Below are 23,492 nucleotides of genomic sequence, written 5' to 3' on the forward strand. Positions count from 1 at the left end.
CTGAGTGCCCGTTATAGATGCGCTCAGCCTGCCTCATGCAGCCTATTTCCTTCTATTCCACCCGTTCTGTAAACAACCGCCCGGCGTAGTCACTGATCAGCTCACGCATAGCCAGCTTACTCTGCCATTCTGCCGGTATGCCATCCAGCCCGTAATACGCTCCGGCTATCTGGCCGTAGACCGCCCCTGTGGTATCGGCGTCATTGCCCAGATTCACAGCGAGCAGCGCACCCTCCACAAAGCTGGAGGATTTGTGAAAAGCCCACAGTGCAGCCTCCAGCGACTCTACTACATACCCCGAGCCTTGGATATCAGGCGGCTCCTTGATCCGGTAAGAGCCGTACTTAATATTCAGCATATGCGGTGTCAGCCTGTCTTCATTCAGCCATTCCCGGTAAGCCTCCGGGGCCAGCATGTCCTGCTTGCTCCACCCGTGCAGTCCGGCAAGGATGTACGCCGCGAGCAGACGGCAGGCATCCAGACATTCAACAGCGCCATGCGTCGTTCTTGAACTGAGCGCCGCATAGCGGATAGCTTCCGCAGGGTTCTCTGCGTAGTACATGACCACCGGCGCAAGCCGCATAATGGAGCCGTTCCCGGCAGAATAAGGATCATCCGATCCGCTGAACCCTTCGCCACCGGCTTCGAATTGATGCAGCGCCGCACGTGTCGCATTGCCGATATCGAAACATTCGCCTGTACTGCTATGCTTACCTTCGCGGTACCACTTCACATAACGCTGCATCTGATCTACAGGATCGAAGGCTTGCTTGGTAAGCAGACTCTCCGCAAGGCAGAGCGCCATTGACGTGTCATCGGTCCACTGTCCCGGCTGGAGACCAAATACCCCGCCGCCCACAATATCCGTAAGCGGCTCGAAGGTTCCGGGTGCTTTGAACTCAGCGGTCGTTCCCAGCGCATCTCCAGCGGCCAGACCCTGCAGGCAGCCCTGGTAGCGGTCAGCATTCAATGTCATTTGGTTTCCCCCTTTTTCCTCCTTCTTAAGCTTGCAGCTATACTATTACTGATCAGAGCGATTACGGAGTACATGATGCCATAGAACAACGCACCGCTTCCGTCAAACAACACATAGGTGGATAACACGAACAGGGGCAACGGAAGCAGGCATACCAGCAGGCTGAAACCCAGCTTAAGTCCCGAATCCGCAGCAAGGATCAGCACGGCTGTGGGATTCACCAGAACCAGCAGCAGCAGCCAGCTGCCGAGATCCTCCATTACCCCGGTACCGCCGCTTTGAAAATACGGGATCACCAGAAACAAAACAAGGTAGATTACAATGTGAAGCAGAAGCTTTCGGGATAATGGCGCCAGGTTCAGTTTATTCACCGGGATACTTAAGCCCCCATTGTTCACGCACGCCGTCCAGCAGCTTAAGAATCGCAACGGACTCATCCAGCGTCATCACCGGGCTTTCTGTCAGACCTGCCTGCAGACAACGTCCCACTTCCTCAGCTTCAAAAGAATACCCGATCGAAGTACGGTCATCTTGGAACGTCTCCGCTAATTCGCCGTTTACGTAGAGCTCGGCTGCTTTCGGATTGACCAGGGTGCCTTTGACTACGATCCGTCCCTCCGTTCCATAGATGTAGGCTTCATCGTCCAGGTTCAGGCGGATGCCGGCGTTGAGTGAAGCAGATACACCATTCCCGTAGGACAACAGCAGCGAGAAGTGCTCATCCACGCCGGTCTCCCCGATATGTACAGTGCTGGAGACGGCTTCCGGGTGAGGTCCGAACACCATCGACGCGAAGGAGATGGGGTAGATGCCGACATCCAGCAGAGCTCCGCCGCCGAGGGCCGGGTTCAGCAGGCGTCCCTCCGGATTCCAGTCCGCGCGGAATCCAAGATCCGCTTTGACCAGCCGTACTTCGCCAATGCGCTCCGCGGCGAGCCATTCCCTAACCTTGGCGTTAGCCGGAATATACCGGCTCCACATTGCTTCCATAAGGAACAGCTTCTGCTGGCGGGCATACGCCACGATTTCCTCCAGCTCCGCACTGTTCACGGTAAAAGGCTTCTCACAGAGCACGGCTTTGCCGGCACGCAATGCGAGCAGCGCATTCTCTTTGTGGAACGGATGCGGCGTTCCAATATAAATCGCATCCACCTCAGGATCACTGACCAATTCCTCGTAGGTGGCATATGCCACAGGGATGCCGTGATTTCGGGCAAACTCATCTGCGCTTTCCTGCGTGCGTGATCCAACCGCATAAGCCACACCATTGCTGGCATGTGCCAAATCTGTAGCGAACTGATGGGCGATCCAGCCTGTGCTGAGAATGCCCCATTTTATCGTGTAAGCGTTATCTTGTGTCATTAGTGAAATCCTCCTCTTAAATGAAACTTAGTCCCTATGATTCTATCAAAATGTGCCTGGTGTGTACATGTTGCCCGCTTCCCGCCGTCCGCCGGGTCAATACTATCAGCCCCTGTTCTCCACCTGCAGCAGCAGAATCCGGTCCTTGAATCCGCCGCGGCGCTCTGCTTTGTCTGCACGGATCTGTTCCAGAATACCACTGTCCCCGCCATGGGTTACCGCCAAAGCCCGGATGACTTCCAGCAGATCCACCAGCTCCTCGAGCGCTTGTCCGTCATTGTCCTCCCGTAGATACTCTGCCAGCTCCTCGTGCAGCTTCGCACGCAGCTCCCGTATATATTCCTCCTCGTCCATGATTCTTGTCCTGCAGGTCTGCCCGTTCGCCGCAATCAGCGCCGGGATCCCGTCACGCACCAGTTTCGGATAATTCGCCAACTTCATTGCCTCCTTGGGGATGTATTCAATTTATAGACATATTTATGTACGATCACCGGATGAATCCAACCACAAATCATAATCCATTGAATCAATCATACTTCATTGGATCTACCATAATCTATTGAAGCTAGCTCATACTTCAGAAGTGAAGCAATATCACCAGCAGTCACACCAATTCCCCTTTGTTCTGGCGGGCTGTGCCTTCTTCGAAAATGGAGGGTGAAGAGTTTGTTCTGAACCCGCAAGCGGGTATAGAGGTCCCCCTTTAGTACACCATCAAATGTTTAACAAATCAACTCATCCGCCGGTGAAAAGGACTGAGAATCCTCTATTGCAGCAAATCAGATGTATTCGCTGGCCAATCGGACTCAGAATCCGTTAATTGACGGTTCACACCCCGTATCGGGCATAAAAAAACAAGATAAGTGATTCTCAGTCCGCTTGAGCTCCATAAAGAGGTTTTTGGAGGAAATAACGGCTTCTCAGTCCGGTTCATTCTATATAAAGATAAAGGCACTATATAGATTGAACCGGGAAAATTCCACTGTGGGGATTAGCCGTGGCTGCAGAGAATGTTTGACTTCGGGCCACTGTTAGGTTTGTATTTCCTGATTTAAACTGCTGTTCGCAGTAGAAATACAAACCTAAAGGCGGACGCTATCGCTCCTACAGTGCAAACTTCTCTTCCGCCACTCCACCCTCATTGTATATTTTCAAGTTCAAGCTATATAGCATATAAATTTCATACCCGAACCAAAAACTCTCCCCGTCAGCCGCGAATCCGCAGTGACGGGGAGAGTTTCATATTAACAACTAATCCTATATTATTTGCTAAGTACAAGCTCCAGTCGCACCTCAAGGTTATTCTCGGTATCCAGTACAATTGAATGCGGATTGCTCATGCCGAAATCTTCAAAGGTGACCATGGTCGTGCCCGACAGCATAAGCTGTCCGCCGCTGTATACGGCTAGCGAGTCAAACTTAACATCCTTCTCTATCCCCTTGACTGTCAGCGTACCTTGGAGCTCAACCGGCACCGCTGTGCCCTCCGTCCATTCCGCCGGAAGCTCTGAGAAGGAACTCACGGTAAATGTGGACTCCGGGAACTCCGTTACTGCCAGGAAGTCTGCTCCCTTGACATGCTCGTCCCGCTGGCCGTTGCCGGAATCCAGCGCACTCATCTCTACGGTTCCTTCGCCCGTCATCGAGCTGGCATCCTCCAGGTTCACATTCCAGGTTCCGGTAACGGAAGGGTCTACGAAGTTAACAGTTTCTTTGGAAGTTGTCACTGACCAGTAGACTTTGGACGTATCCGCGATGCTCCAGGCACCGTTCAGCTGCTCTGCCGTAACTGCAGCACCAGCCGCTGCCGCCGCGTTCGCAGTTCCTGCTTCCTGGGTCTCAGTTCCTTGACTCTGTGCAGGAATAACAGATTCGATCTCCACATTATTGCCCAGGGTATTGTTAAGTAACATGAATGCTGTGATGGCTCCTGCTATAACGACTACGACTGCGGCTAAGGCGATTGTTTTCTTCTTCATCTTATTCCCTCCATCCAATTCTCTGTATGCCTATCAGGCTTGGTTCCTATTCTAACAAAGCAATATGTCGGGAAGAAGTCAAAGCACAGCAGCCCGCGTTATGGTAGAATTGTCGTAATTTTAACTAACACCTAGCCGTTGCCTGGATAATTATTCCCCGCCGGGCCTGAGAAGGAGGCTGAATAGATGAAATCCATTCTGATTGTTGAGGATGAGGAGGCGATTGCCCGGGTACTCAGTGCTTATCTGCGAAAAGCAGGCTTCCACGTCACCCGTGCCGCCGATGGCCGGAGTGCCCTGGAAGCCTTCGAGGTGGCGCCACCCTCGCTGATCCTGCTCGATATTATGCTGCCGCACATGGACGGCTTCGAGCTGCTGGGCCTGATCCGCGAGAAAAGCAGCTGTCCTGTCATTATGCTCACGGCCAGGGACGGCATCCATGACCGGCTGACGGGACTGGACGGCGGAGCCGACGATTATATGTCGAAGCCGTTCATTCCCGAGGAGGTTGTCGCTCGCGTGAATGCGGTGCTGCGCCGCCCCTCGCAGTGGTCGGACGGCAGCCGCAAACGCCATTACGGCAGTCTGTTCATCGACTATAGTGCGCGCAGCGTGTTTCTGAACGGGGCTGAGGTCAGTCTTAGTCCGCGCGATATGTCCGTGCTGCTGTTCCTGGCCGAACGCCCGAATCAGATCTGCACCCGGGACCAGTTGCTGGAGCATGTGTGGGAAATGGATTATGAGGGCAGCGACCGGGCCGTTGACCTCTCCATCAAAAGACTGCGCCAGGCGCTCACGCACTGGCCGGACAGCGAAGGAGAGATCCGTACCCTGAGAGGAACAGGTTATCAATTATGGACAACATGAATAACAGACGGAAGAACATCGTCTCTACATTGACTAAGGAGCATTCAAAAGCAAAGAAACACACCTCGATCCTCTCCTACTGGACCGTCCGCTACCTGCTGATTATCAGCAGCGGGCTGCTGCTTACGGCACTGGTGACCTTCTGGTGGATTCAGCAGGAGGCGATGAACAACCGGATGCAGACCACCGGACTGCTGGCGCAAGAGATTGCCGACCGCAGCGTCGGCCCGGACGGGAAACTGGCCATCACTAAAGGTCTGGATAAGCTGGTCGAGGACCGTAAGCGGTTCTTCAAGCTGACTGCGGAGATGTGCGTTATCATTACCGGACCGCAAGGTGAGATGCTGTATTCCCAGCCTCCGCTGACGGAAGAGGAGATGCGCTATAAACTGAATGACACGCTAACGGATTCACGCAGCCCGGAATACAAAGCGGCCTCAGCCGAAATCCGGGGGGAACAGGGCATTCTGGGACAAGTGTTCGTCATGCAGACCACCCGCTCCCTGCGCCATATCCCGCCAGAAGAGATTACCTTCTTCTCGATTATTATCGTCTTCCTGATCATCTTGAGCTGGCTGACAATCTATCTCTTGTCGATCAAGCTGGCCAAGCCGATTCAGCGGGTTGCTTCCGCTGCTGCACAGATTAGCGGCGGCCAGTATAACATCGTGCTGGAGACCGGAGCCAAAGAGCGGGAAATCCATGAACTGCTGGTATCCTTCCAGGAGATGGCGGGCAAGCTGCAGCAGTTCGAGCAGTCCCGGGCCGTCATGCTGGCCGGAGTGTCCCATGAACTGAAGACCCCGGTCACCTCCATTAAAGGACTGCTTCATGCGGTCCGCGAGGGTGTGGTCGAGGGGGATGAGGCCGGGGAGTTCCTGGGCATTGCCTTACTCGAAGCCGAGAGACTGCAGCGTATGGTCGCGGATCTGCTCGACTATAACGCGCTGACAGCGGGCATTGTCGCTGTCCGTCATGATAGGCTGGAGGCCGCTCCGCTGCTGGAGGAAATTCTCTATCAATGGAAGCTGACCCAAGGGGAGGATGTCTGCGTGCCCGTTCTACATCTGCCGGAGAGCCGGCTGTTTCTGCGGGGAGATCCGCTGCGTATCCAGCAGATTATCGTCAATCTGCTGAACAACAGCGTGCAGGCGAAGGCGCAGGACCGCAAGCTTCAATTAACGCTGGAGCTTGCGGCCACGCCGCAGGGCAGCGCTGAAATCACGGTGACAGATAACGGATCGGGTATTCATCCGGAGAGCCGGGAGCTGATCTTCGAAGCCTTCTTCCGCAGCACCGCCAAGCAGAGCGTGCTGCGTGGACTCGGGCTTGGCCTGACCTTCAGCAGGCTGCTCGCCGAAGCCATGGGGGGCAGCCTTGAGCTTGGCAGCACCCCAACGCAGGGCTGCTCGTTCGTGCTGCGGCTGCCGCTTGCCGGTTGAGGTGCAGAAGTGCCGGAACAGTTCCGGCAGGCTATATAGTCCACTGCCCGCCGGCATGGTATAATCAACTGACGAAAATGCGAACCGGAGGCTGCATATGCTTACTTTTGAACAGAAATTAGCTATTCTTGATTCCTATCCCCAGCTGGAACGGCGGAATGTCTCGCTTGGGCGGGTGAACTACCATTTCGAGGAGAGCCGGCACGACAAGAAAACCGTCGCTTCCCACTTCCACCCTAACGGCAACGGCTTCGTGTATGCCGGCCTGCTGCGGGGCTATGAGAGTGATGACAAAGGTCTGGTGAACATCAGGGATTATTCGGAAGCCGAACTGCGGGAACTGGTGGATGCTTCGATTACGTCTCTATCCATGTTCATCCCCGATGCCCCGGCCCCGGCCAAAAGAAAGAAAAAAGTACAGACTGGTGCCGAATCCCTATGGAAGAATGAGGATGGCCACACGCTGAGTCTAAGATACGAGGAAGATCTGTGGTACCTGTATGCAGGTCTCCAGCTGGAGATGGCATTCGAAACCGTAGAAGAAGCCGAGGAGTATTTGGCGGAAGAGGGATTTGTCCGGGAACAGGAGTAACTTCCTGATTACCCGCCAGCTTCCCTGTAAAGTACATTCAATGCAAAGCCTGTAAACCGCATTCTGTCTGCGGAATACAGGCTTTTATTATAATTCCTGCCCAGAATACAACATTTCCATCATGATCCCGGCTATAATCGGGAATTGTTGTACATAAGGCAGCATTCCCCTTCCCTCATAGCAGTGTAGCTGAACAATTCTTGTATTTCATACAACAATTAAGCCCATTAATATGGCTGTCCTTCTTTTCGTCTAAGTAAGCATCAAGTCCGCGGCGTTTCAATAGCTCATCAGCCTGTAATCAGCATTGCCCTGACCAAACAGGAGGACCCGGTCTACGGGTCCTCCTGTTTGGCATGCTCTTTAGTTGGGGCCGGTTACTGGGTTGCCGGCATTTGAACCTCTTGCGCCTCCAGAGCTTCCTGCGGAACCTTAATCTCCGTGATTTTGTTATGATCGCTAATGGTCGCCTTCATCTTCATATCCATCGAGACGGTCTGTTCACCGCTGATCATATCCATGACCAGATTAACATCCGATGAAGTCGGGAAATAAGTCTTCTTGTCCACGGTGTAAGCGATGTTCATGCTCTTGATATTCATCTGCTCCATCATCGCAGTCATCTGGCTGTCTACACTTCCGCTCTGGTTCAGATAGCTCTTCGCCAGATTCTTCACTTCTTCGCCCGATACTTCTGCTGTTATCAGATAATTGTCACCTTCCTCGGTGATTTTCGTCTGGTCAGCAATTTGGTTGAACTGCTCCAGCTGCTTCTCAGGATTTGCAGACTGCTGCATAGTAGCGGTCAACTGCTCAGTCATCGCAGCCGGCATTTTAACCCACTGCCCGTTCGTCAGCGAGAAGAAACCGTCTGCGGTTACGTACTGCTCCATCTTCTGTTCTCCCTGGCCTGCCAGAGTCATAACGATCTCCTGATGCATTTCCAGCGGATCTTTAGTGTATTCAGCGTTCACTGCCATCTCAATGGCCTGTTCCTGATTGGTTTCGCCCTGCTTCATCACCATATTCTGCTGAATTTGCGAGTTCATGGCGAAGCTCTTCAATTCCGATTGTGCAGCAGCCGTCTTCTGCAGCAGTTCCTCCAGAGCCGGAACGCCGGCGGTTGTCTGTTCGGCTGGGGCTGTAGTGGCGGCAGTACCGGCAGCTGCTGCCGGGGCTTCAGAAGCATCAGCAGCCGGCTGAGCCGTATCATTGTTGCCGCATGCGGTTAAGGCAGCAGACAGAATAACCCCCATGAATAATGCAGTCCATTTTCTCAAGTTGTAATCCTCCTAATCGTTATTGGCAAGATGTGTTAGTGCATGTCAACTATTAACCACGGGAGATACGCCTCTAACATTTCTTTAAGAACTAACATGAACTGTAAGAGTAACCCGGACAGCAAAAACAACACTATGAAGACAGGGAAAACTATGGTTAGATGAAGGAGAAAACCTAAAACCTAGAGGGAAAGAAGCGTGAACCCGCATGAGTTTTGAAATCGTAGAGGCTACCCTACCGGAGATTCAGGCCGCTCTGGATTCCGGAGAAATCACTTCCAGACAATTAGTCCTTATGTATCTTGAACGCATTGCAGATCATGACAAAAACGGCCTGACGATCAATTCCGTGCTGGAGATTAATCCGGATGCGCTGTTCATCGCTGAATCCCTGGACGTGGAACGACAGCTTCAGGGGCCCCGGGGACCGCTGCACGGTATACCGGTATTGCTGAAGGACAATATCAACACAGGGGATAAAATGCATACCAGTGCGGGTTCGCTGGCTTTGGCGGATTCTTTTGCCCAGGAGGATGCCTTCATTGTTACCAGGCTGCGCGAAGCCGGGGCGATTATTATGGGCAAGGCCAATATGACGGAATTCGCCAATTTCATGACGAACGGCATGCCCTCAGGCTTCAGCTCCCGGGGCGGTCAGGTGCTTAACCCTTACAATATCTCCACGCCGACAGGCGGCTCCAGCGCCGGATCTGCAGTGGCGGTTGCCTGCAATTTCTGCTCCGTGTCCGTAGGAACGGAAACCTCGGGCTCGATCCTCAATCCCGGCAACCTTGGATCGGTCATCGGCATTAAGCCTACTGTGGGAATGATCAGCCGCTCTGGCATTCTTCCGCTCTCCAATACGCAGGATACCGCCGGACCTATGGCGAGAACCGTCCGCGATGCTGTACTTCTGCTGAATGCCCTGCTTGGACAGGACAACAGTGATGCCTCAATGGGTACGAATACAGGCAGACTGCACGCGGATTACACGGTCTTCCTTGATGCAGACGGCCTGAAGGGTGCGCGCATCGGGATTCCGCGGGATTATTATTTCGAGGAGCTTACAGACGAACAGCTCGCGCTGTTCAATGCCTCAGTGGACAGAATGCGCGAGCTCGGGGCGACCATTATTGATCCGGCAGAGATTACAACTGCACGGGAGATCAGCTATTCCTCTGTGGTGCTGAATGAGTTCAAAACCTCACTTAACGCCTATTTGGCAAAACTGGGCCCGGGTGCTCCCATGCGAACCCTGAAGGATATCATTGATTTCAATCATGCCCATCCGGTAGAAACACTGAAGTTCGGGCAAGCCACCCTGCTGGATGCCGAATATACCACCTCCGGCACCCTCACCGAGCCGCAGTATCTGCGCGACCGTGCGACGGATCTGCGGCTCTGCAAGGAAATGGGTATCGATGCCACTATGCGGGAGCATCAGCTGGATGCCCTCTTATTCCCGGCTGACTTCGGCGCACGAATCACGTCAAGAGCCGGTTACCCGTCCATTGTAGTACCGTCCGGCTACACATCGGCCGGCGCCCCTTTTGGCGTAACCTTCTCGGCACGGGCCTATGAAGAGCCGGTGCTCATCCGTCTGGCTTATGCCTACGAGCAGAATTACAAGGTCCGTAAGGCGCCTTCACTGCAGAGCTTCATCTAAATTCCTTCATAGTCCCTGCAAGCTGTAAGCCGCTAATCGGTGGCTATGCCCATGTGCCTGTTGCCTTCATGGGACAGGCCCCAGGTGCGTAGTTCATAGCTGCGGATACCCGACGTTACGTACGGGTCCTGCTCGGCGATGTCTGCCGCTGCTTCGCGTGAAGCTGCGCGGATAATGACCATCCCGCCGGGACTGTCACTGAAGGGACCGCACAGCACCAGCTGTCCACTGCGCTCCAGCTCCTGCAGATGTCTGACATGCGCCCGGATGATATCCATATCTCTGCGGTCCTGTGCAGTCGGGCTCAGCAGAATAACATAACAGACATCCTCGGTAAATGCGGTTTCCTGGTTCATGACTCTCTCCTCCTCATTCGTAATCGCGCTGGCTCTCTTCGTCCGCAATGTTCTGAATCTCCTCTGCATGCATCAGATAGAGTTCATAATCACCTTCAGCGTGCAGCTTCATTGCCCGTTCCTTGGTGAATTTCGCACTGCCTTCCGCAGCATCCTCATCGTAGAACAGCAGAATCCCGTCGCTTTTGCGGAACAGCAGATCGTCTCTCGCCCTGAACTGCCAGCTACCGTCATAGGGTGCATTACTCACAGCTCCGTAGTAGTCTGCTCCGGCAATAATACGGCGGTATTCATTCTGCTTCTCTTCCTTCCACTTCTCTTCCGGCGCAGCATGGGCTGTAATGATCCCCAGCTTCAGTCCGGGGTATTGCCGTTTCAGCTCAAGCACCACCTCGCAAGCCCATAGATCGACGCCGTATTGGCCGGGAGTAATAACCCACTCCACCCCCTCCTCTATCAGCGGAGCGAGCCGGTTGGCGAGCGCTTTTTTGATATAAGGAATACCCTGATGTTTACTGTCGTAAATCCCGAGCTCATGCGCACGGTAGCCTGTTACCAGTAAGGTTTTCATGTGCAGCCTCTTTCCTGAACGCTTCATTCCTGTTCCCTGTCAAATCCACTCTATTATGCATTATATAACATTTCACCAAGCGAAACTTACGGGAAAGCTCTGCCTAACTTTAAGCTTGCTTTCAGGTTGGCCGGCAGCCCATACCCAGAGCAGTCCGGCAGCCATCTCCAGATTCATACGGACTGTATGGCGTCCGTTACCTGGCGGAGAGGCGGCGCCCGTCATTCCATTAAATTCTTATCTGTATAAGACCTATAAATAAAAACCGGATGCGTATCCACAAGAGTGCATCCGGTTTTTATTTTATATTTTTTAGAGAAAATGACTAAATCTAAGCAATCTTTGGAAAACTTCATTAACACGGATTCTTAATTTCTGCGGCTGGGGGTTGATCAGATTGCTTGCTACCATTGTATCCTATATACCCGACTGGGCAATCTTTGGTCAAGCGGGTGTTGCACTGCTCGTTCCGCTTGTCCTCGGATACTTGTACAAAGCTTTGTACCTGCTCGTAGGGAGCGGACGGGGACAGACTGGCTACGGCACCAAGACCGTTCCCCGGTCACAAGCACTGTCTGCAGCCGGGGCAAAAGCCGGCACACCGTCTGCAATCCCCTTCAGCGGCAACTACACTACCGACCTGCTCGCGGTGAAGAATGCTATCGGTGCCAACAGCGACCTGCATATCCGGGAATTTATGATTGCGAATGGCGGAGGCCGGGGAGCGCTGATCTACGTAGACGGCATGCAGAATGACAGGATTCTTAATATGCGGATTATGCAGTTTCTGATGTACGAGATACCCCGCGGACCGGTGTCCTCTGCAGAGCTTGCCAACCAGCTGCTGCCCTTCAGCCAGTTAAATGAAGCAGACAGTGTACGGAGCTTCAATAAATCCGTCCTCTTCGGCCACAGTGCCCTGCTGATTGAAGGACTGCCCTGCGGGCTCCTTATTGAGCTTCCCGGAGGAGCTAACCGTGCAATTGCAGAGCCAGTCTCCGAGGCCCTGCTGAGAGGCCCCCGGCTGGGCTTCTCCGAGGTGTTAAGCGAGAATACCTCCATGCTCCGTCGTCAGGGATTCAGTGAGCAGCTCGAGATGAAGACGTACCGGATAGGCAATACCATTCAGAGGGATATCGTTCTGGCCTACATGAAGGATATCGTCAATCCAGAGCTGCTGGAGGAGGTTAAGAACCGTATCCACAAAATAGATATCGATTTCCTGGCCGAATCCGGCTATATCGAGCAGCTGATTGAAGACAACTACCTTAGTCCCTTCCAGCAAGCCCAAAATACAGAACGGCCGGACAGGGTCATTAGCGCGTTGCTCGAAGGACGGATCGGCATCCTCCTTGACGGAACACCCTTTGCTCTGATCGTGCCGGTGACCTTCAGTATGCTGCTGCAATCACCGGAGGATTATTATGAGCGCTGGCTTCCCGGCACCAGTCTGCGGCTGCTGCGTTTTGCCGCTGCATTCCTGGCACTGCTGGCTCCTTCCCTGTACATCTCGTTCATCTCCTTTCATCCGGGACTGATTCCCACAGAGCTGGCGATCTCCATCATCAAGACCAGGCAAGGTGTCCCCTTTCCTTCCCTGATCGAAGTACTGATTCTGGAGGTTGCTATCGAGATTCTGCGGGAAGCCGGCATCCGCCTACCGAAGCCGATTGGTCCGGCCATGGGTATCGTTGGCGGCTTGATCATCGGCGATGCCGCAGTACAGGCAGGCATAGTCAGCCCATTTCTGGTCATCGTTGTTGCCGTGACTGCCATTTCATCTTTCGCTATTCCAATGTACAGTGCGGGAATCACACTGCGGCTGCTGCGCTTCGTCGGTATGATGTTCGCGGCAATGCTCGGGATGTACGGGACCATCCTGTTCTTTCTGCTGATCTGCAGCCATCTCACTAAGCTCAAAAGCTTCGGCGTACCGTATCTCACACCAGTATCACCTTACCGGCTGAGTGACTGGAAGGACCTGTTCCTGCGTGCCCCGCTGGCTCTGATGAAACGCAGACCTGTGATGATGAAAACCCGGCAGAATAAACGAAAGTCATAACTGCGCCTACACGGAAGGAGGATTGCCTAATGTTCATACGCACCGATGATAAAATCACGTCTACACAAGCGGCCGTTTTCTTGAGCAACACTTTGCTGGGTGCAGGTATTCTTACACTGCCACGCAGCGTAAGCGAAAGTGTCAAGACCCCGGACTCCTGGCTGTCCGTCCTGCTCGGCGGAGCCATCGTAATGCTGGTAGTACTCCTGATGGTGAAGATCAGTCAGCAATTCCCGGGCAAAACGGTGTTCCAATATGCCGGACAAGTTTCAGGCCGGGTGATCGGCGGAGCCTTATGCCTGCTGCTGATCCTCTATTTCATCATTATTGCCGGCTTTGAAATCCGTACAGTTGCTGAAGTGACTATGTTCTTCCTGCTGGAAGGCACCCCGATCTGGGCAATTCTTCTTCCGATAATCTGGCTCAGTACATACCTGGTGTACGGGGGCATCAATTCCATTGCCCGCGTCTTTCAGATTGTGTTTCCAATCAGCCTTATGACTCTGTTCATTTCTTATGCACTCAGCTTCCGGATGTTTGATATCAATAATCTGCGCCCTGTGCTCGGCAATGGACTGGCCCCTGTGTTCAGCGGCCTGAAATCTACTGTGCTTATATTCACCGGCTGTGAGGTTACGCTGACACTCGTAGCGTTCATGCAGAACCCAAAGCAGGCAGTCAAAGCGATGCTTGGAGGCCTTTCAGTCCTGCTCGTTATCTATTTGCTGACCGTGGTCATGGTTATTGGCGGCATCTCTGTGGATTCGGCCGTTACCAGCACCTGGCCTACAATTGATCTGATGCGCAGCTTCGAAGTTTCGGGCTTCATCTTCGAACGCATGGAATTTCCGTTCATGGTCATCTGGCTGATGCAGATGTTCTGCAATTTCAGCAGCTTCTTTTTCCAGGCCACACTCGGCATTTCGCAGATCTTCCGGCTTAAATTCCACACCATTCTTTATGCTTTGATTCCGGTTATCTTCATTTCGGCTATGCTGCCTAAATCGTTATCAGATCTGTTCGCAGTCGGGGATGCTATCGGGAAGATGGGAACCGTCCTGTTTCTGCTGGTGCCCGTACTGCTCTCAGTTATCTGGCTCATCCGTGTGAAAGGGTTGAAACAACATGTATAGAAGAAGGCTTATCCTCTTAATGTGCAGCCTAATCCTTCTGGCTACACAGACCTCCTGCTGGAGCAGTAAGGAGATTGAAGATCTGGCGTTATACACCGGCATGGCCCTGGATATAGGTGAACTCACCGATACAGAAAAGGTACTTCAAGAGCAGGGTGCAACTTATTACAAACAGAATAAACTTACGGCCACAGTGCAGGTTGTTCCAGTTAATTCTGTAGGAGGTAAGGAGCAACAGGGCAACAATACTGATTCTCAATATTTTAACTTAGCGGGAACCGGAGATTCTGTTCTGGAGATCTTCCGCCAGTTCTCTATTCGCCGGGACCATCCGATTATAGGGCATCACCTCAAGGTTATTGTGCTATCGACCGAGCTGCTCAAGCAGCAGAATATGAATCAATTAATGGACTTCCTGCTTCGCGACAATGATATCCGCCTCAGTACGATGGTGTTCTTAAGTCAAGGCCGTGCAGCGGAGACCCTTGCCTCCATGCAAAAAAATGAGATTCCTTCATTTCACATCAGAAGTATGATCCGTAACCAGATCCGGACAAGCAAGGTGCTGAGCCCGGTTATTTTAACCAAACTGGATGCCCTGATGCACTCCAAACGAAGTTATGCGCTGCAGAATCTGGTGAAGGCGAATGACGAACTTGAGTTCTCCGGTGCGGGCATTATTAAAGGGGATAGCGGACACTGGGTAGGAGCGCTGAATCAGGAGGATACCGAATGTCTCTCCTGGCTGACCAATGAGGGTGACAGCGGCACGATCAAAACCTACGATTGGAACAAAGAACCAATGACTTACGAATTAAAAGCAATGAAAAGTAAGATTAATACCAAAAAAGACGGTGACGCCCTGGCCTTCGAGGTTAAAATCACTACGGAAGGAAGGCTGATTGAAACGTGGGATGTAGAGAAATCCCCCTCGGACTTACAGCATTCAAAAAAAGCAGAAGAGCTGTTTAAAAAGCGGCTGGAGCAGATGATGCAGTCGCTGATTCAGAAGCTGCAGTCCGAATATAAGACCGATGTCGCCGGTTTCGGCACCAGACTCAGTATCCAGGAACCAGCGATGTGGAACAAGGTGAAGGATCACTGGGATGATGTATTCAGCCGGACGCCTATCCATATCACCGTTGAGCTGAAATTTACGGACTTCGGCTCCTTAACCCAATAAAAAGAACACAAAAGCCGGCGCCCTGTAATTACGGGCGGCGGCTTTTCATAACCAGGTATTATATTTACTGTTTACTGTTTATTGTTTATCCGACAAAATTAGCACTCCGCGGCCTGGCACTACAGTGGAACCGCTGCATTTCTTGCCTGATAGCAGGTCTGTCCGTTCATCAGTGCCGATATCTGCACTAAGCTCCTCTGCGGAATGGTTGAGCAGGAACAGGTAGGATACGCCATCCTTCACACGCTGAACGGACTCGATGCCTTCCGGTGCACTTACCAGTGGAGCAATACCGTTCTCTGCGCTTACCGTAGCCAGGAATGCGCGCAGGAACGCACCATCGGGACTGGTGGCTACATAATAGGCTTTGCCTTCGCCAAAGCGGTTAACGGTCAGAGCGGGCATCCCCTGATAGAAGTCAGTGCCGTACTGGGCAAGCACCTCCGCACCTTCGGAATGAATCAGATCGCAGAGCAGACCGCAGGAATAGGAACGGTTAAGCTGACCCCATTCCTGATTCATCACGATTTCATTGCGCATATCCGGCAGCAGGGCATCAATCTCTTCAGCCCAGATTCCCAGAACCTTGCGCAGCTCTCCAGGGTAGCCTCCAACGGTAACCAGATCGTTCTCGTTAACGATACCGCTGAAATAGGTTGTAATGAACGTTCCGCCCGCTTGAACGAAAGCTTCAACCTTCGCCGCAAATCCTGGCTTGATCATATACAGGACCGGTGCAATTACAACCTTGTACTTCGTTAGGTCCTCTTCTACGCCAATCAGATCCGCTTCTATATTCTGCTGATACAGCGCATCATAATATTTGTGAACCTCGTTCACATAATCTAGCGCCACCGACGGGCCGCTAGAGAGATCAAGCGCCCAGCGGTTCTCCCAGTCATAGATAATACCGATCTGTGCTGCACTGCGTGCATCCAACAGCTCATCGCCCAGCTGTTCCAGCTCCCGTCCAAGCTCAGCACATTCACGGAATACCCGGGTATGCTCATGTCCCACATGCTCAATGACCGCACCATGATACTTCTCGCACGCACCGATAGACCGGCGCAGCTGGAAGAACAGCACCGTGTCCGCGCCGCGCGCCACCGCCTGATAGCTCCACAGGCGCATCACGCCCGGACGTTTCAGGGAGTTGTACGGCATCCAGTTCTGCTGGCTTGGCGTCTGCTCCATCAGCATGAACGGCTGGCCGTTCTTCAGGCCGCGCATGAGGTCATGCGTCATCGCTGTATGGCTGACCGGTGTGTCCAGAGCCGGATAATTGTCCCAGGAGATAACGTCTATATATTTAGCCCATTCGAAGTAGTCAAGCTCCGGGTAGAAGCCCATCATGTTGGTCGTAATGGGAATATTGGTACTATGCTCCTTGATGGCATTGTACTCAAGCTTATAGCATTCCAGCAGGCTGTACGACATGAATCTCCGGTAGTCCAGCGATATCCCCTGGAAGTTGGTCCGGTTGCCGTTCCACTCTTCGCTGAGCTCGTTCGGCACCACGATTTCCTCCCAGTCATAGAAGGTATGACCCCAGAAGCGGGTATTCCAAGCTTTGTTCAGTCCGTCAAGCGTTCCGTAACGTTCCTTCAGCCAGTTGCGGAAGGCAACTTCAGACTGCTCGGAGTAATCATATCCGCCATATTCATTGGAGATATGCCATGCCACCAGTCCCGGATGATCCTTGTAGCGCTCTGCCAGCTTGCCGGCCAGAAGTGTCGAATATTTGCGGTATACCGCACTGTTCGGATTGGAGTTGTGCCGTCCGCCGAATTTACGCTTCCTGCCCTGGACATCGACCCGGGTAACCTCAGGATAACGGTGAGCCATCCAGGCCGGATGCGCTCCGGTTCCGGTAGCCAGACATACATAAGTTCCATTCTTATATAGACGGTCAATCAATTCATCCAGACCGCTGAAATCGTACGTCTCTTCGGACGGCTGAAGCGCTGCCCAGTTGAACACATTAATGGTAGCGACATCGATTCCTGCCAGCTTGAACATCCGTTCATCCTCTGCCCATACCGGGGCATCCCATTGCTCCGGGTTATAATCTCCACCGTACCAAATCTTAGATAATTTCTCGTTGATCACACTTTGCACATCCTTTATAATATAAGTATATTCTTATTCTAATCACTATCGGTTCCGCTTTATATATAAAATAAACGAACTCATATATAATAATATGGAACTACAGGAGTTGACAATTATGTCTGAGAGTGCCGTGCGAAGAATCGTGTTTGCCCAGGAGAGCGGGCAGCAGCTTCCGATTACCCTCGACAGTATGGGCTATAACCCGAATCAGGAAAAAGTAACCCGTCCTCAAGGCTATCATACTTACCATTGGCTGCAGACGGAGAACGGTGAGGGCATCATCCATATCGATAATAAAAGAATCACACTCACTGAAGGCAGCGGCATTCTGCTTATGCCCGGTGTTCCACACGGCTATGAATCCCTCTCTTCCGAAGTATGGTGCACCTATTATCTCACCTTCGGCGGGACTTCAGCCCGGCATATTCTGGATTCACTCGCGATGAATACCAATCTTCTCTACCGCTGGGAGAATGAATCTCCGCTCCGCTATATGCTGAAGGAGATGCTTGACCGCCATGATGCTTCCGGAGACATGTTCAACCTGGGTGAATCTACGGACGCCTACCGGTTCCTGCTAACGCTGAACAAATATGGGCAGCTGCATAATAATACGGCAATCTCCCGCAATGTGGATAAGCTGCAGCCGCTGCTGAAATGGATGGACGGCCATTACGGAGACCCGGATGTCGGACTCTATGATCTCGCGGCACATCTTGATGTATCCGGGCGATATCTGAACAGCCTGTTTCTGCAGACCTTCGGACTCTCCCCTTATGCCTATTTCGTCCGGCTGCGTATCCGCAAGAGCAAGGAACTGCTTGTGACCCAGCCCCACCTTACGGTAAAATCCATCTCCCAGCGCGTCGGCTTCCGCGACGTCAGCCATTTCGTCGCCACCTTCCGCAAGCAGTCGGCGATTACGCCGGAGCAGTTCAGGAAGCTGCATTAAACAGCGGCACCCCAGCTAAGCCAGCTGGGGTGCCGCTGTTTGATTTTATAACTGTTAATTCACAGCACTGCCGCTGTCCTCCGTCCTATCTGCCCCGCTCACCGCTTCAGGCAGCCCTGCCTTAAGCTCTTCTATAAACTCCCGGAAAGCGCTCGTCATATAGAGGTCACGCCGCCGGATGAACACCGTCGGAACCTCTGCATACTTCTCCGGAAACGGATAAATGCGGATGCCTTCCGTTACATTCATCCTGGTGAAATAGGATAGAGGTAAGACCGCATAGCCAATTCCCGCCTTCACGCAGCCGAGGAGTCCTTCCATCGTCCCGAACTCCATCACCTTCCCAAGCCGGCAGCCTACTTCCGCGAGCCATTGCTCCAGCTTCATCCTGTACAAGCATTCCGCATTCAGGATCAGCAGCGTCTTGTCATGAATGGACCGGATGCCCTGATACTCCATCGTATCCGGAATCACAAGGCCGATCCGTTCATGGATGAGCAGCTCCTGGACAATCTCCGGATGCTCCACCGGTCCGTCCAGAAAGGCTCCGTGCACGGTATGCTGCAGGACAGAATCAATTAGCTCCTTCGCCCGCCCGACCTGCAGATGAACTTCAACATCAGGGTAACAGACCCGGTAAGTGGACAGGATGGCAGGCAGCCGGACGGCAGCCGTCGTATCCGAGCCGACCGTAATCGAGCCTTTGGGAACCGGCGAATCCAGAACCGCCTGCTTGGCTTCGTCCAGCAGCTTAAGAATCCTGACCGTATATTCCATGAAAGTCTGTCCCGCTGAGGTCAGCGTGATCCCCCGGCTATGCCGGTAAAAGAGCGGAGTCTTCAGCTCCTGCTCCAATTGCTGAATTCTGGTTGTCACATTCGACTGCACATAGTTCAGGCTTTGGGCTGCTTTAGAGATACTACCTTCTTCAGCAACCGCCAGAAATACTTTAAGAAGACCCATATCCATTCCGCACCTCTCTCCCCGGATCACCCATCAGCCGCAGTGATGGCCTCCATCATTTCCCTTCATTATACATGATCTGCTGCGCAGATTATGATGGAAATATAAAAGAAGCATGCTGCCTCAGCCGAATGGCACACACGAATAGGAGCGATAACCATGGGAAACAAACAATGGAATTTCAAGGTCCCCGGTAACCCTGAGGGTAAAGAATTAGCTATAACTTCGGATCAAATCACAACGGTCTATGACCTGCTGGACATGCTACGGCAAGAAGAGCTTCAGACCCCGCAGAAGGACCATCCTGCAGGATTGAACCCTCCACAACATAGAGCCGTGGTCATTCCCTTCCTCTCGCGCATGCTGGATAAGAGACGTCATCCTTCCGCCTGAGGTTCAGCTCCCTGCCAAGCTTCAGCCTTCAGTCTCCAGAATCTCTACACCATACGCCGCAAGCTCTACCGGGCCAGTCATCAGGGTACCGGTAAAAGCGCTGCGGTAAAGCTTGTCTAGCCCTACAGTCTGAGGCATCCGGCTAAGATTCAGCAGAAACAGCAGTCCCCCTCTCTCTCCTGTGCGCTTGAATGCCTGTACACCCTCCGGTAATTCCGGGAACAGCTCAAGCCCAACGTCTAGCGCGATATCACTCAAAAGCTTCAGCCAGTAGTTCTCCCCGGCATGTGTTCCGATATAATAAACCTGGCCCGCTCCGAAGCGGTTTACGGTGACCGCAGGAGCTCCGGCAAAGAAATCGTCTTCATACCAGGCGACCGGCTCGGCTCCCGCCGGCCGCAGAATGTCGCACCACTGGCTGCATTCATACAGAAGGCCCTCAGCGCTGCGAAGCGAATGAACTTCGCCTCCGATCGGATCATATTCCTCCACCGTTACACCCGCTGCACGGGAGAAGAGCCCTGGCAGTGGCTGCATTACACAGATGTTGTTCATATTCTTCACACCGCTGCGATGGGTAAGGATCACGATTCCGCCACCTCCGGCAAAAGTCTCCAGCAGTTGTGCAGCTTCCTCATCATGCAGGTACAGGCTCGGGACAATCACCAGCTTGTAACCCTCAAGCGGCTGCCGCCAGTCGATGACATCGCACCCGATACCAAGCTTCGTCAGCGCCCGGTGGTACTGCTTAATGTTATCGTAGTAGTCCAATCCTTCAGCCTGAGGCTGGATGCGCAGCGCAGCCAGCTGCTCATGCGAATACAGGATAGCCGCCTGGCTGATAACCTTAGTCCCCGTCAGCAGCGGAGCCAAACCGTTCACCTCACTGCATAGCTGCGCGAACTCGGCAAATCTCCGCCCGGGCACATTGCTGTGGTCGATCAGCCCATGCCAGAACTGTTCTGCCCCGGCTACGGAGCTTCTCCAGCGGAAATGCACCACGGTATCTGCGCCTCTGGCAATCGCCTGCCAGGCATAAGCGCGGATAAACCCCGGGTTAGGAGTCCGCCACATTGGGAACCAGCAGCCCGGCGGGCCGCTAAGCTGCTCCATGATCCAGAAATTGCGGCGTTTGATGCCGCGGGTCAGATCCAGGGATAGCGCGCCGCTGTAGGGAGCCGTCGTCTGCTTCTTCGGCGAAGGGTTCGGATAATAATCGAAGGCAGCCACATCAAGCTCCTCAGCCAGCCCGTGCATGTCCAGCCGCTGAGGATAACTATGGAAGTTGTGGGTGATGAAGTGCTTCGGGCAGATCTCGTGCAGCACTTCCGTCTGCATCTTCTGGAAAGCGATCACCGCATCCCATTGGAACCGCTGGAAATCCAGCAGCAGCGAGGGATTCTGGAATGGTGAGCCGCCGTAAGGCACCGTCAGCTCGTCCCAGCTGCTGTACTCTCCGCTCCAGACCACAGTTCCCCACTCTGCGTTAACCTGCACGAGTGTGCTGTACTTCTCCTGAACCCACTTGCGGAACGCCAGGTTGCAGCTGTCACAATGGCAATCCAGCATACTGAATTCATTGTCCGTCTGCCAGCCGATAACGGCAGGATGACCGCTGTAATGACGGGCCAGCGCCTCAATAATCCGGCGGCCATACTTCCGCAGCGATGCGCTGTTGTAACAGCGGTGGCCGCGTACTCCCGGATGGAATACACCTCCATCTGCGAACACAGGCAGCACATCCGGGTAGGCAGAAGTCAGCCAGCGCGGCGGTGTCGCTGTCGGCGTCCCGATCACAATCTGAATTCCGTAGGCGTGGAACAGATCCAGCGCCCGGTCCAGCCAGGCGAAATCAAAGGTCCCCTCTACCGGCTCAAGCCGGCTCCAGGCAAATTCCGCCACCCGGACCACCTTGACTCCGGTTTCCTTCATTAATTTAATATCCGTCTCCCACATAGACTCATCCCAATGTTCGGGGTAATAATCCACACCGATCTGCACGTTAGTATAGCTGTTAAGTTCCATAAGCCCCATCACTCCTCCTCATCATTCATGTACAGAAATCTTCTCCATTCGAGTATATATCAGACCGCCAGTTTCCGGACAACCAAAAGAACGCCCCCGCCTCACCTCATATGCTGAGATTGGGCTGGAGCGTCCTGGCAATCCACTTTATCCGGGTTAGGTCCTTATAAGGACTCTCTGTTTAGCACCACATTACAATTACTCGTTGTACTTGCTTTGCAGGTACTGATTATTTCTTCAGCTTATCCCAAGCTGCCTGCATGCTCTTTTCCCAGCCTGCTTCGTCCACTTTACCGGCGATTAGCTCTTGAATGGAACTTGCAAATTCTTGAGTTACACCATCAGGGAATTTCGAAGCCTGAAGTCCGTAGACTTTACCCTCTTGAACATAGTTCCATACATCCGCACCCAGAAGACCGATATCTTCAGGTGTTGCCGGAATGGTGGACAGGGCAGGGATGAATTTCCACTTTTGAACGAGATACTCTTTACCCATGTCGGAAGTTACAAGCCAGTTCAGGAAGGTCTTAGCTTCTTCCTTAGATCCGGAATCCTTATTCACGACTAGGTTGGCAGGAACCCCTACAGACAGCTTATCGTTCATCGCAGGATCGTCGTTGATTGGCATAGGGAACATACCGATGTTCATACCAGGGGTGATGTTGTCAACCAGAGTCTGTGCCCAGTTGCCTTCCTGCATCATAGCGGTTTCGCCATTGGCGAACATAGCCAGGTGAGTATTAGCATCTGTAGTCAAAGGATTCTTCTGTCCGTATTTCACAGTCAGGTTAAGCAGGTTGCTCCAATCCTTGAATTTCTCGTTGCCTACGATGGTGGAAGTTCCGGCGTTCAGGCCGTTGATGAATTCATCCACATTATCCTGCTGTGCAAATGCTACGCTGATGCCCTGGATACCCAGCAGCCACCATTCCTGGTATGCGTTTCCGAAAGGAATAACATCGATCGCCTGCAATTTTTTTGCTGCTTCTTCAAGCTCAGTGATTGTTTTTGGCGTTTCAGTGATACCGGCTTTGGCGAACAGATCCTTGTTGTAGACATAACCAATACCTTCAAGGTTCATCGGCATACCATAGGTTTTGCCGTCTTTAGTCATTGGCTCAGCAGCCAAAGGAATCAGATCCTTCACCCATGGCTGATCGGACAGATCCTCGAGCTTGTCAGCCCACAGTGCCATTTCAGCGTAACCGCCGTTCGAGAAAATGTCAGGAGCATCGCCGGAAGCGAATTTCGTCTTCAGGGCTGCCCCATAGTCTGCGCCGCCGCCAACCGTTTGAATGTCCAGCTTGATGTTAGGGTATTCTTTCTCGAATTCAACCTTCAGTTCGTTCAGGCCTTCCACGATTTCGGTTTTGAACTGGAAAATCTTAACCGTTTTCACAGCACCGGAAGTGTTGCCAGCGCTTCCATTCGAAGCACCATTCGAAGCATTATTGTTAGTGTTGTTGCCACCGCATGCCGCAAGCACGACAGACATCAGCATTACGCTGGACAGCATCACTGCAGACCGTTTCTTCATCATTTGTATTTCCCCCTTGACTAATTTAACTGCTTAATATG

The 23,492-nt window shown here is 52.8% G+C and carries 21 protein-coding genes; 9 read left to right on the forward strand and 12 right to left on the reverse strand.

All coding sequences use genetic code 11. The features are described from left to right. Window positions 1-52: 52 nt before the first annotated feature. From MKX70_RS01030 to MKX70_RS01050, 5 genes are all read right to left on the reverse strand, one after another. The gene (locus MKX70_RS01030) at window positions 53-976 is read right to left on the reverse strand and encodes an ADP-ribosylglycohydrolase family protein (RefSeq protein ID WP_340839372.1); all 924 of its coding nucleotides are present in this window, start codon (window positions 974-976) and stop codon (window positions 53-55) included. Further along, window positions 973-1,347: a hypothetical protein gene (locus tag MKX70_RS01035; protein WP_340790280.1), complete on the reverse strand. Its 375-nt coding sequence runs from the start codon at window positions 1,345-1,347 to the stop codon at window positions 973-975. Before MKX70_RS01035 ends, MKX70_RS01030 begins: the two co-directional genes overlap by 4 nt. Continuing rightward, on the reverse strand, window positions 1,340-2,338 hold the full coding sequence (locus MKX70_RS01040; RefSeq protein WP_340790281.1) for a Gfo/Idh/MocA family protein: 999 nt from the start codon (window positions 2,336-2,338) through the stop codon (window positions 1,340-1,342). The genes MKX70_RS01035 and MKX70_RS01040 overlap by 8 nt, the downstream gene beginning before the upstream one ends. A gap of 105 nt (window positions 2,339-2,443) precedes the next feature. Beyond that, window positions 2,444-2,773: a nucleoside triphosphate pyrophosphohydrolase gene (locus tag MKX70_RS01045; protein ID WP_340790282.1), complete on the reverse strand. Its 330-nt coding sequence runs from the start codon at window positions 2,771-2,773 to the stop codon at window positions 2,444-2,446. Window positions 2,774-3,600: 827 nt separating this feature from the next. Further along, the gene (locus MKX70_RS01050; RefSeq protein WP_340790283.1) at window positions 3,601-4,317 is read right to left on the reverse strand and encodes a YceI family protein; all 717 of its coding nucleotides are present in this window, start codon (window positions 4,315-4,317) and stop codon (window positions 3,601-3,603) included. Between the two features lie 186 nt (window positions 4,318-4,503). Here MKX70_RS01050 and MKX70_RS01055 point away from each other — a divergent pair, with 186 nt between their 5' ends. The 3 genes from MKX70_RS01055 (at window position 4,504) to MKX70_RS01065 (ending at window position 7,218) form a co-directional block, all read left to right on the forward strand. Further along, window positions 4,504-5,184 (forward strand): response regulator transcription factor, encoded by a 681-nt coding sequence (locus tag MKX70_RS01055; protein WP_340839373.1) that lies wholly within the window; start codon window positions 4,504-4,506, stop codon window positions 5,182-5,184. Beyond that, window positions 5,172-6,626 carry a HAMP domain-containing sensor histidine kinase gene (locus MKX70_RS01060; protein WP_340839375.1) on the forward strand — a complete coding sequence of 485 codons (1,455 nt, stop codon included), beginning with the start codon at window positions 5,172-5,174 and terminating at the stop codon, window positions 6,624-6,626. Before MKX70_RS01055 ends, MKX70_RS01060 begins: the two co-directional genes overlap by 13 nt. Window positions 6,627-6,723: 97 nt before the next feature. Next, window positions 6,724-7,218 carry a hypothetical protein gene (locus MKX70_RS01065; RefSeq protein ID WP_340839376.1) on the forward strand — a complete coding sequence of 165 codons (495 nt, stop codon included), beginning with the start codon at window positions 6,724-6,726 and terminating at the stop codon, window positions 7,216-7,218. Window positions 7,219-7,595: 377 nt separating this feature from the next. On the opposite strand, the gene MKX70_RS01070 is transcribed toward MKX70_RS01065, so the two are convergent. Next, window positions 7,596-8,498 (reverse strand): DUF6612 family protein, encoded by a 903-nt coding sequence (locus tag MKX70_RS01070; RefSeq protein WP_042232747.1) that lies wholly within the window; start codon window positions 8,496-8,498, stop codon window positions 7,596-7,598. 208 nt (window positions 8,499-8,706) lie between these two features. On the opposite strand from MKX70_RS01070, the gene MKX70_RS01075 reads away from it, so the two are divergent. Next, window positions 8,707-10,164 (forward strand): amidase family protein, encoded by a 1,458-nt coding sequence (locus tag MKX70_RS01075; RefSeq protein ID WP_042232745.1) that lies wholly within the window; start codon window positions 8,707-8,709, stop codon window positions 10,162-10,164. Window positions 10,165-10,196: 32 nt separating this feature from the next. On the opposite strand, the gene MKX70_RS01080 is transcribed toward MKX70_RS01075, so the two are convergent. Continuing rightward, the gene (locus MKX70_RS01080) at window positions 10,197-10,520 is read right to left on the reverse strand and encodes a YciI family protein (protein WP_052415982.1); all 324 of its coding nucleotides are present in this window, start codon (window positions 10,518-10,520) and stop codon (window positions 10,197-10,199) included. Window positions 10,521-10,533: 13 nt separating this feature from the next. Then, on the reverse strand, window positions 10,534-11,091 hold the full coding sequence (locus tag MKX70_RS01085; protein WP_042232742.1) for a DUF1273 domain-containing protein: 558 nt from the start codon (window positions 11,089-11,091) through the stop codon (window positions 10,534-10,536). A 397-nt stretch (window positions 11,092-11,488) separates the two neighbouring features. Between MKX70_RS01085 and MKX70_RS01090 the strand changes: the two genes are divergently transcribed. Genes MKX70_RS01090 through MKX70_RS01100 form a run of 3 tightly spaced genes read left to right on the forward strand, consistent with a single transcriptional unit; the run spans window position 11,489 to window position 15,469 of the window. Beyond that, complete coding sequence (locus tag MKX70_RS01090) at window positions 11,489-13,153, forward strand: spore germination protein (RefSeq protein ID WP_042232740.1); 1,665 nt, start codon at window positions 11,489-11,491, stop codon at window positions 13,151-13,153. 29 nt (window positions 13,154-13,182) lie between these two features. After that, a complete protein-coding gene (locus MKX70_RS01095) occupies window positions 13,183-14,286 on the forward strand; it encodes a GerAB/ArcD/ProY family transporter (RefSeq protein WP_042232738.1) in 1,104 nt (367 codons plus the stop codon). Window positions 14,287-14,305: 19 nt separating this feature from the next. After that, on the forward strand, window positions 14,306-15,469 hold the full coding sequence (locus tag MKX70_RS01100; protein WP_340839377.1) for a Ger(x)C family spore germination protein: 1,164 nt from the start codon (window positions 14,306-14,308) through the stop codon (window positions 15,467-15,469). A gap of 78 nt (window positions 15,470-15,547) precedes the next feature. Here the strand turns inward: MKX70_RS01100 and MKX70_RS01105 are convergent, their stop codons facing one another. After that, complete coding sequence (locus MKX70_RS01105; RefSeq protein ID WP_340780886.1) at window positions 15,548-17,578, reverse strand: beta-galactosidase; 2,031 nt, start codon at window positions 17,576-17,578, stop codon at window positions 15,548-15,550. 118 nt (window positions 17,579-17,696) lie between these two features. Between MKX70_RS01105 and MKX70_RS01110 the strand changes: the two genes are divergently transcribed. Then, window positions 17,697-18,533, forward strand: coding sequence for an AraC family transcriptional regulator (locus tag MKX70_RS01110; protein ID WP_042232732.1), 837 nt, complete (start codon window positions 17,697-17,699; stop codon window positions 18,531-18,533). 54 nt (window positions 18,534-18,587) lie between these two features. On the opposite strand, the gene MKX70_RS01115 is transcribed toward MKX70_RS01110, so the two are convergent. Further along, a complete protein-coding gene (locus MKX70_RS01115) occupies window positions 18,588-19,502 on the reverse strand; it encodes a LysR family transcriptional regulator (protein ID WP_042232730.1) in 915 nt (304 codons plus the stop codon). Between the two features lie 153 nt (window positions 19,503-19,655). On the opposite strand from MKX70_RS01115, the gene MKX70_RS01120 reads away from it, so the two are divergent. After that, on the forward strand, window positions 19,656-19,889 hold the full coding sequence (locus MKX70_RS01120; protein ID WP_340780887.1) for a hypothetical protein: 234 nt from the start codon (window positions 19,656-19,658) through the stop codon (window positions 19,887-19,889). A gap of 21 nt (window positions 19,890-19,910) precedes the next feature. Here the strand turns inward: MKX70_RS01120 and MKX70_RS01125 are convergent, their stop codons facing one another. Continuing rightward, window positions 19,911-21,914 carry a beta-galactosidase gene (locus MKX70_RS01125; protein WP_340839378.1) on the reverse strand — a complete coding sequence of 668 codons (2,004 nt, stop codon included), beginning with the start codon at window positions 21,912-21,914 and terminating at the stop codon, window positions 19,911-19,913. Window positions 21,915-22,143: 229 nt separating this feature from the next. Next, window positions 22,144-23,454, reverse strand: a complete 1,311-nt coding sequence (locus MKX70_RS01130) for an ABC transporter substrate-binding protein (RefSeq protein ID WP_081956372.1) — start codon at window positions 23,452-23,454, stop codon at window positions 22,144-22,146. Window positions 23,455-23,492 lie beyond the last annotated feature (38 nt).

The organism is Paenibacillus sp. FSL R7-0312 (assembly GCF_038004445.1).
Lineage (GTDB): Bacteria > Bacillota > Bacilli > Paenibacillales > Paenibacillaceae > Paenibacillus_AQ.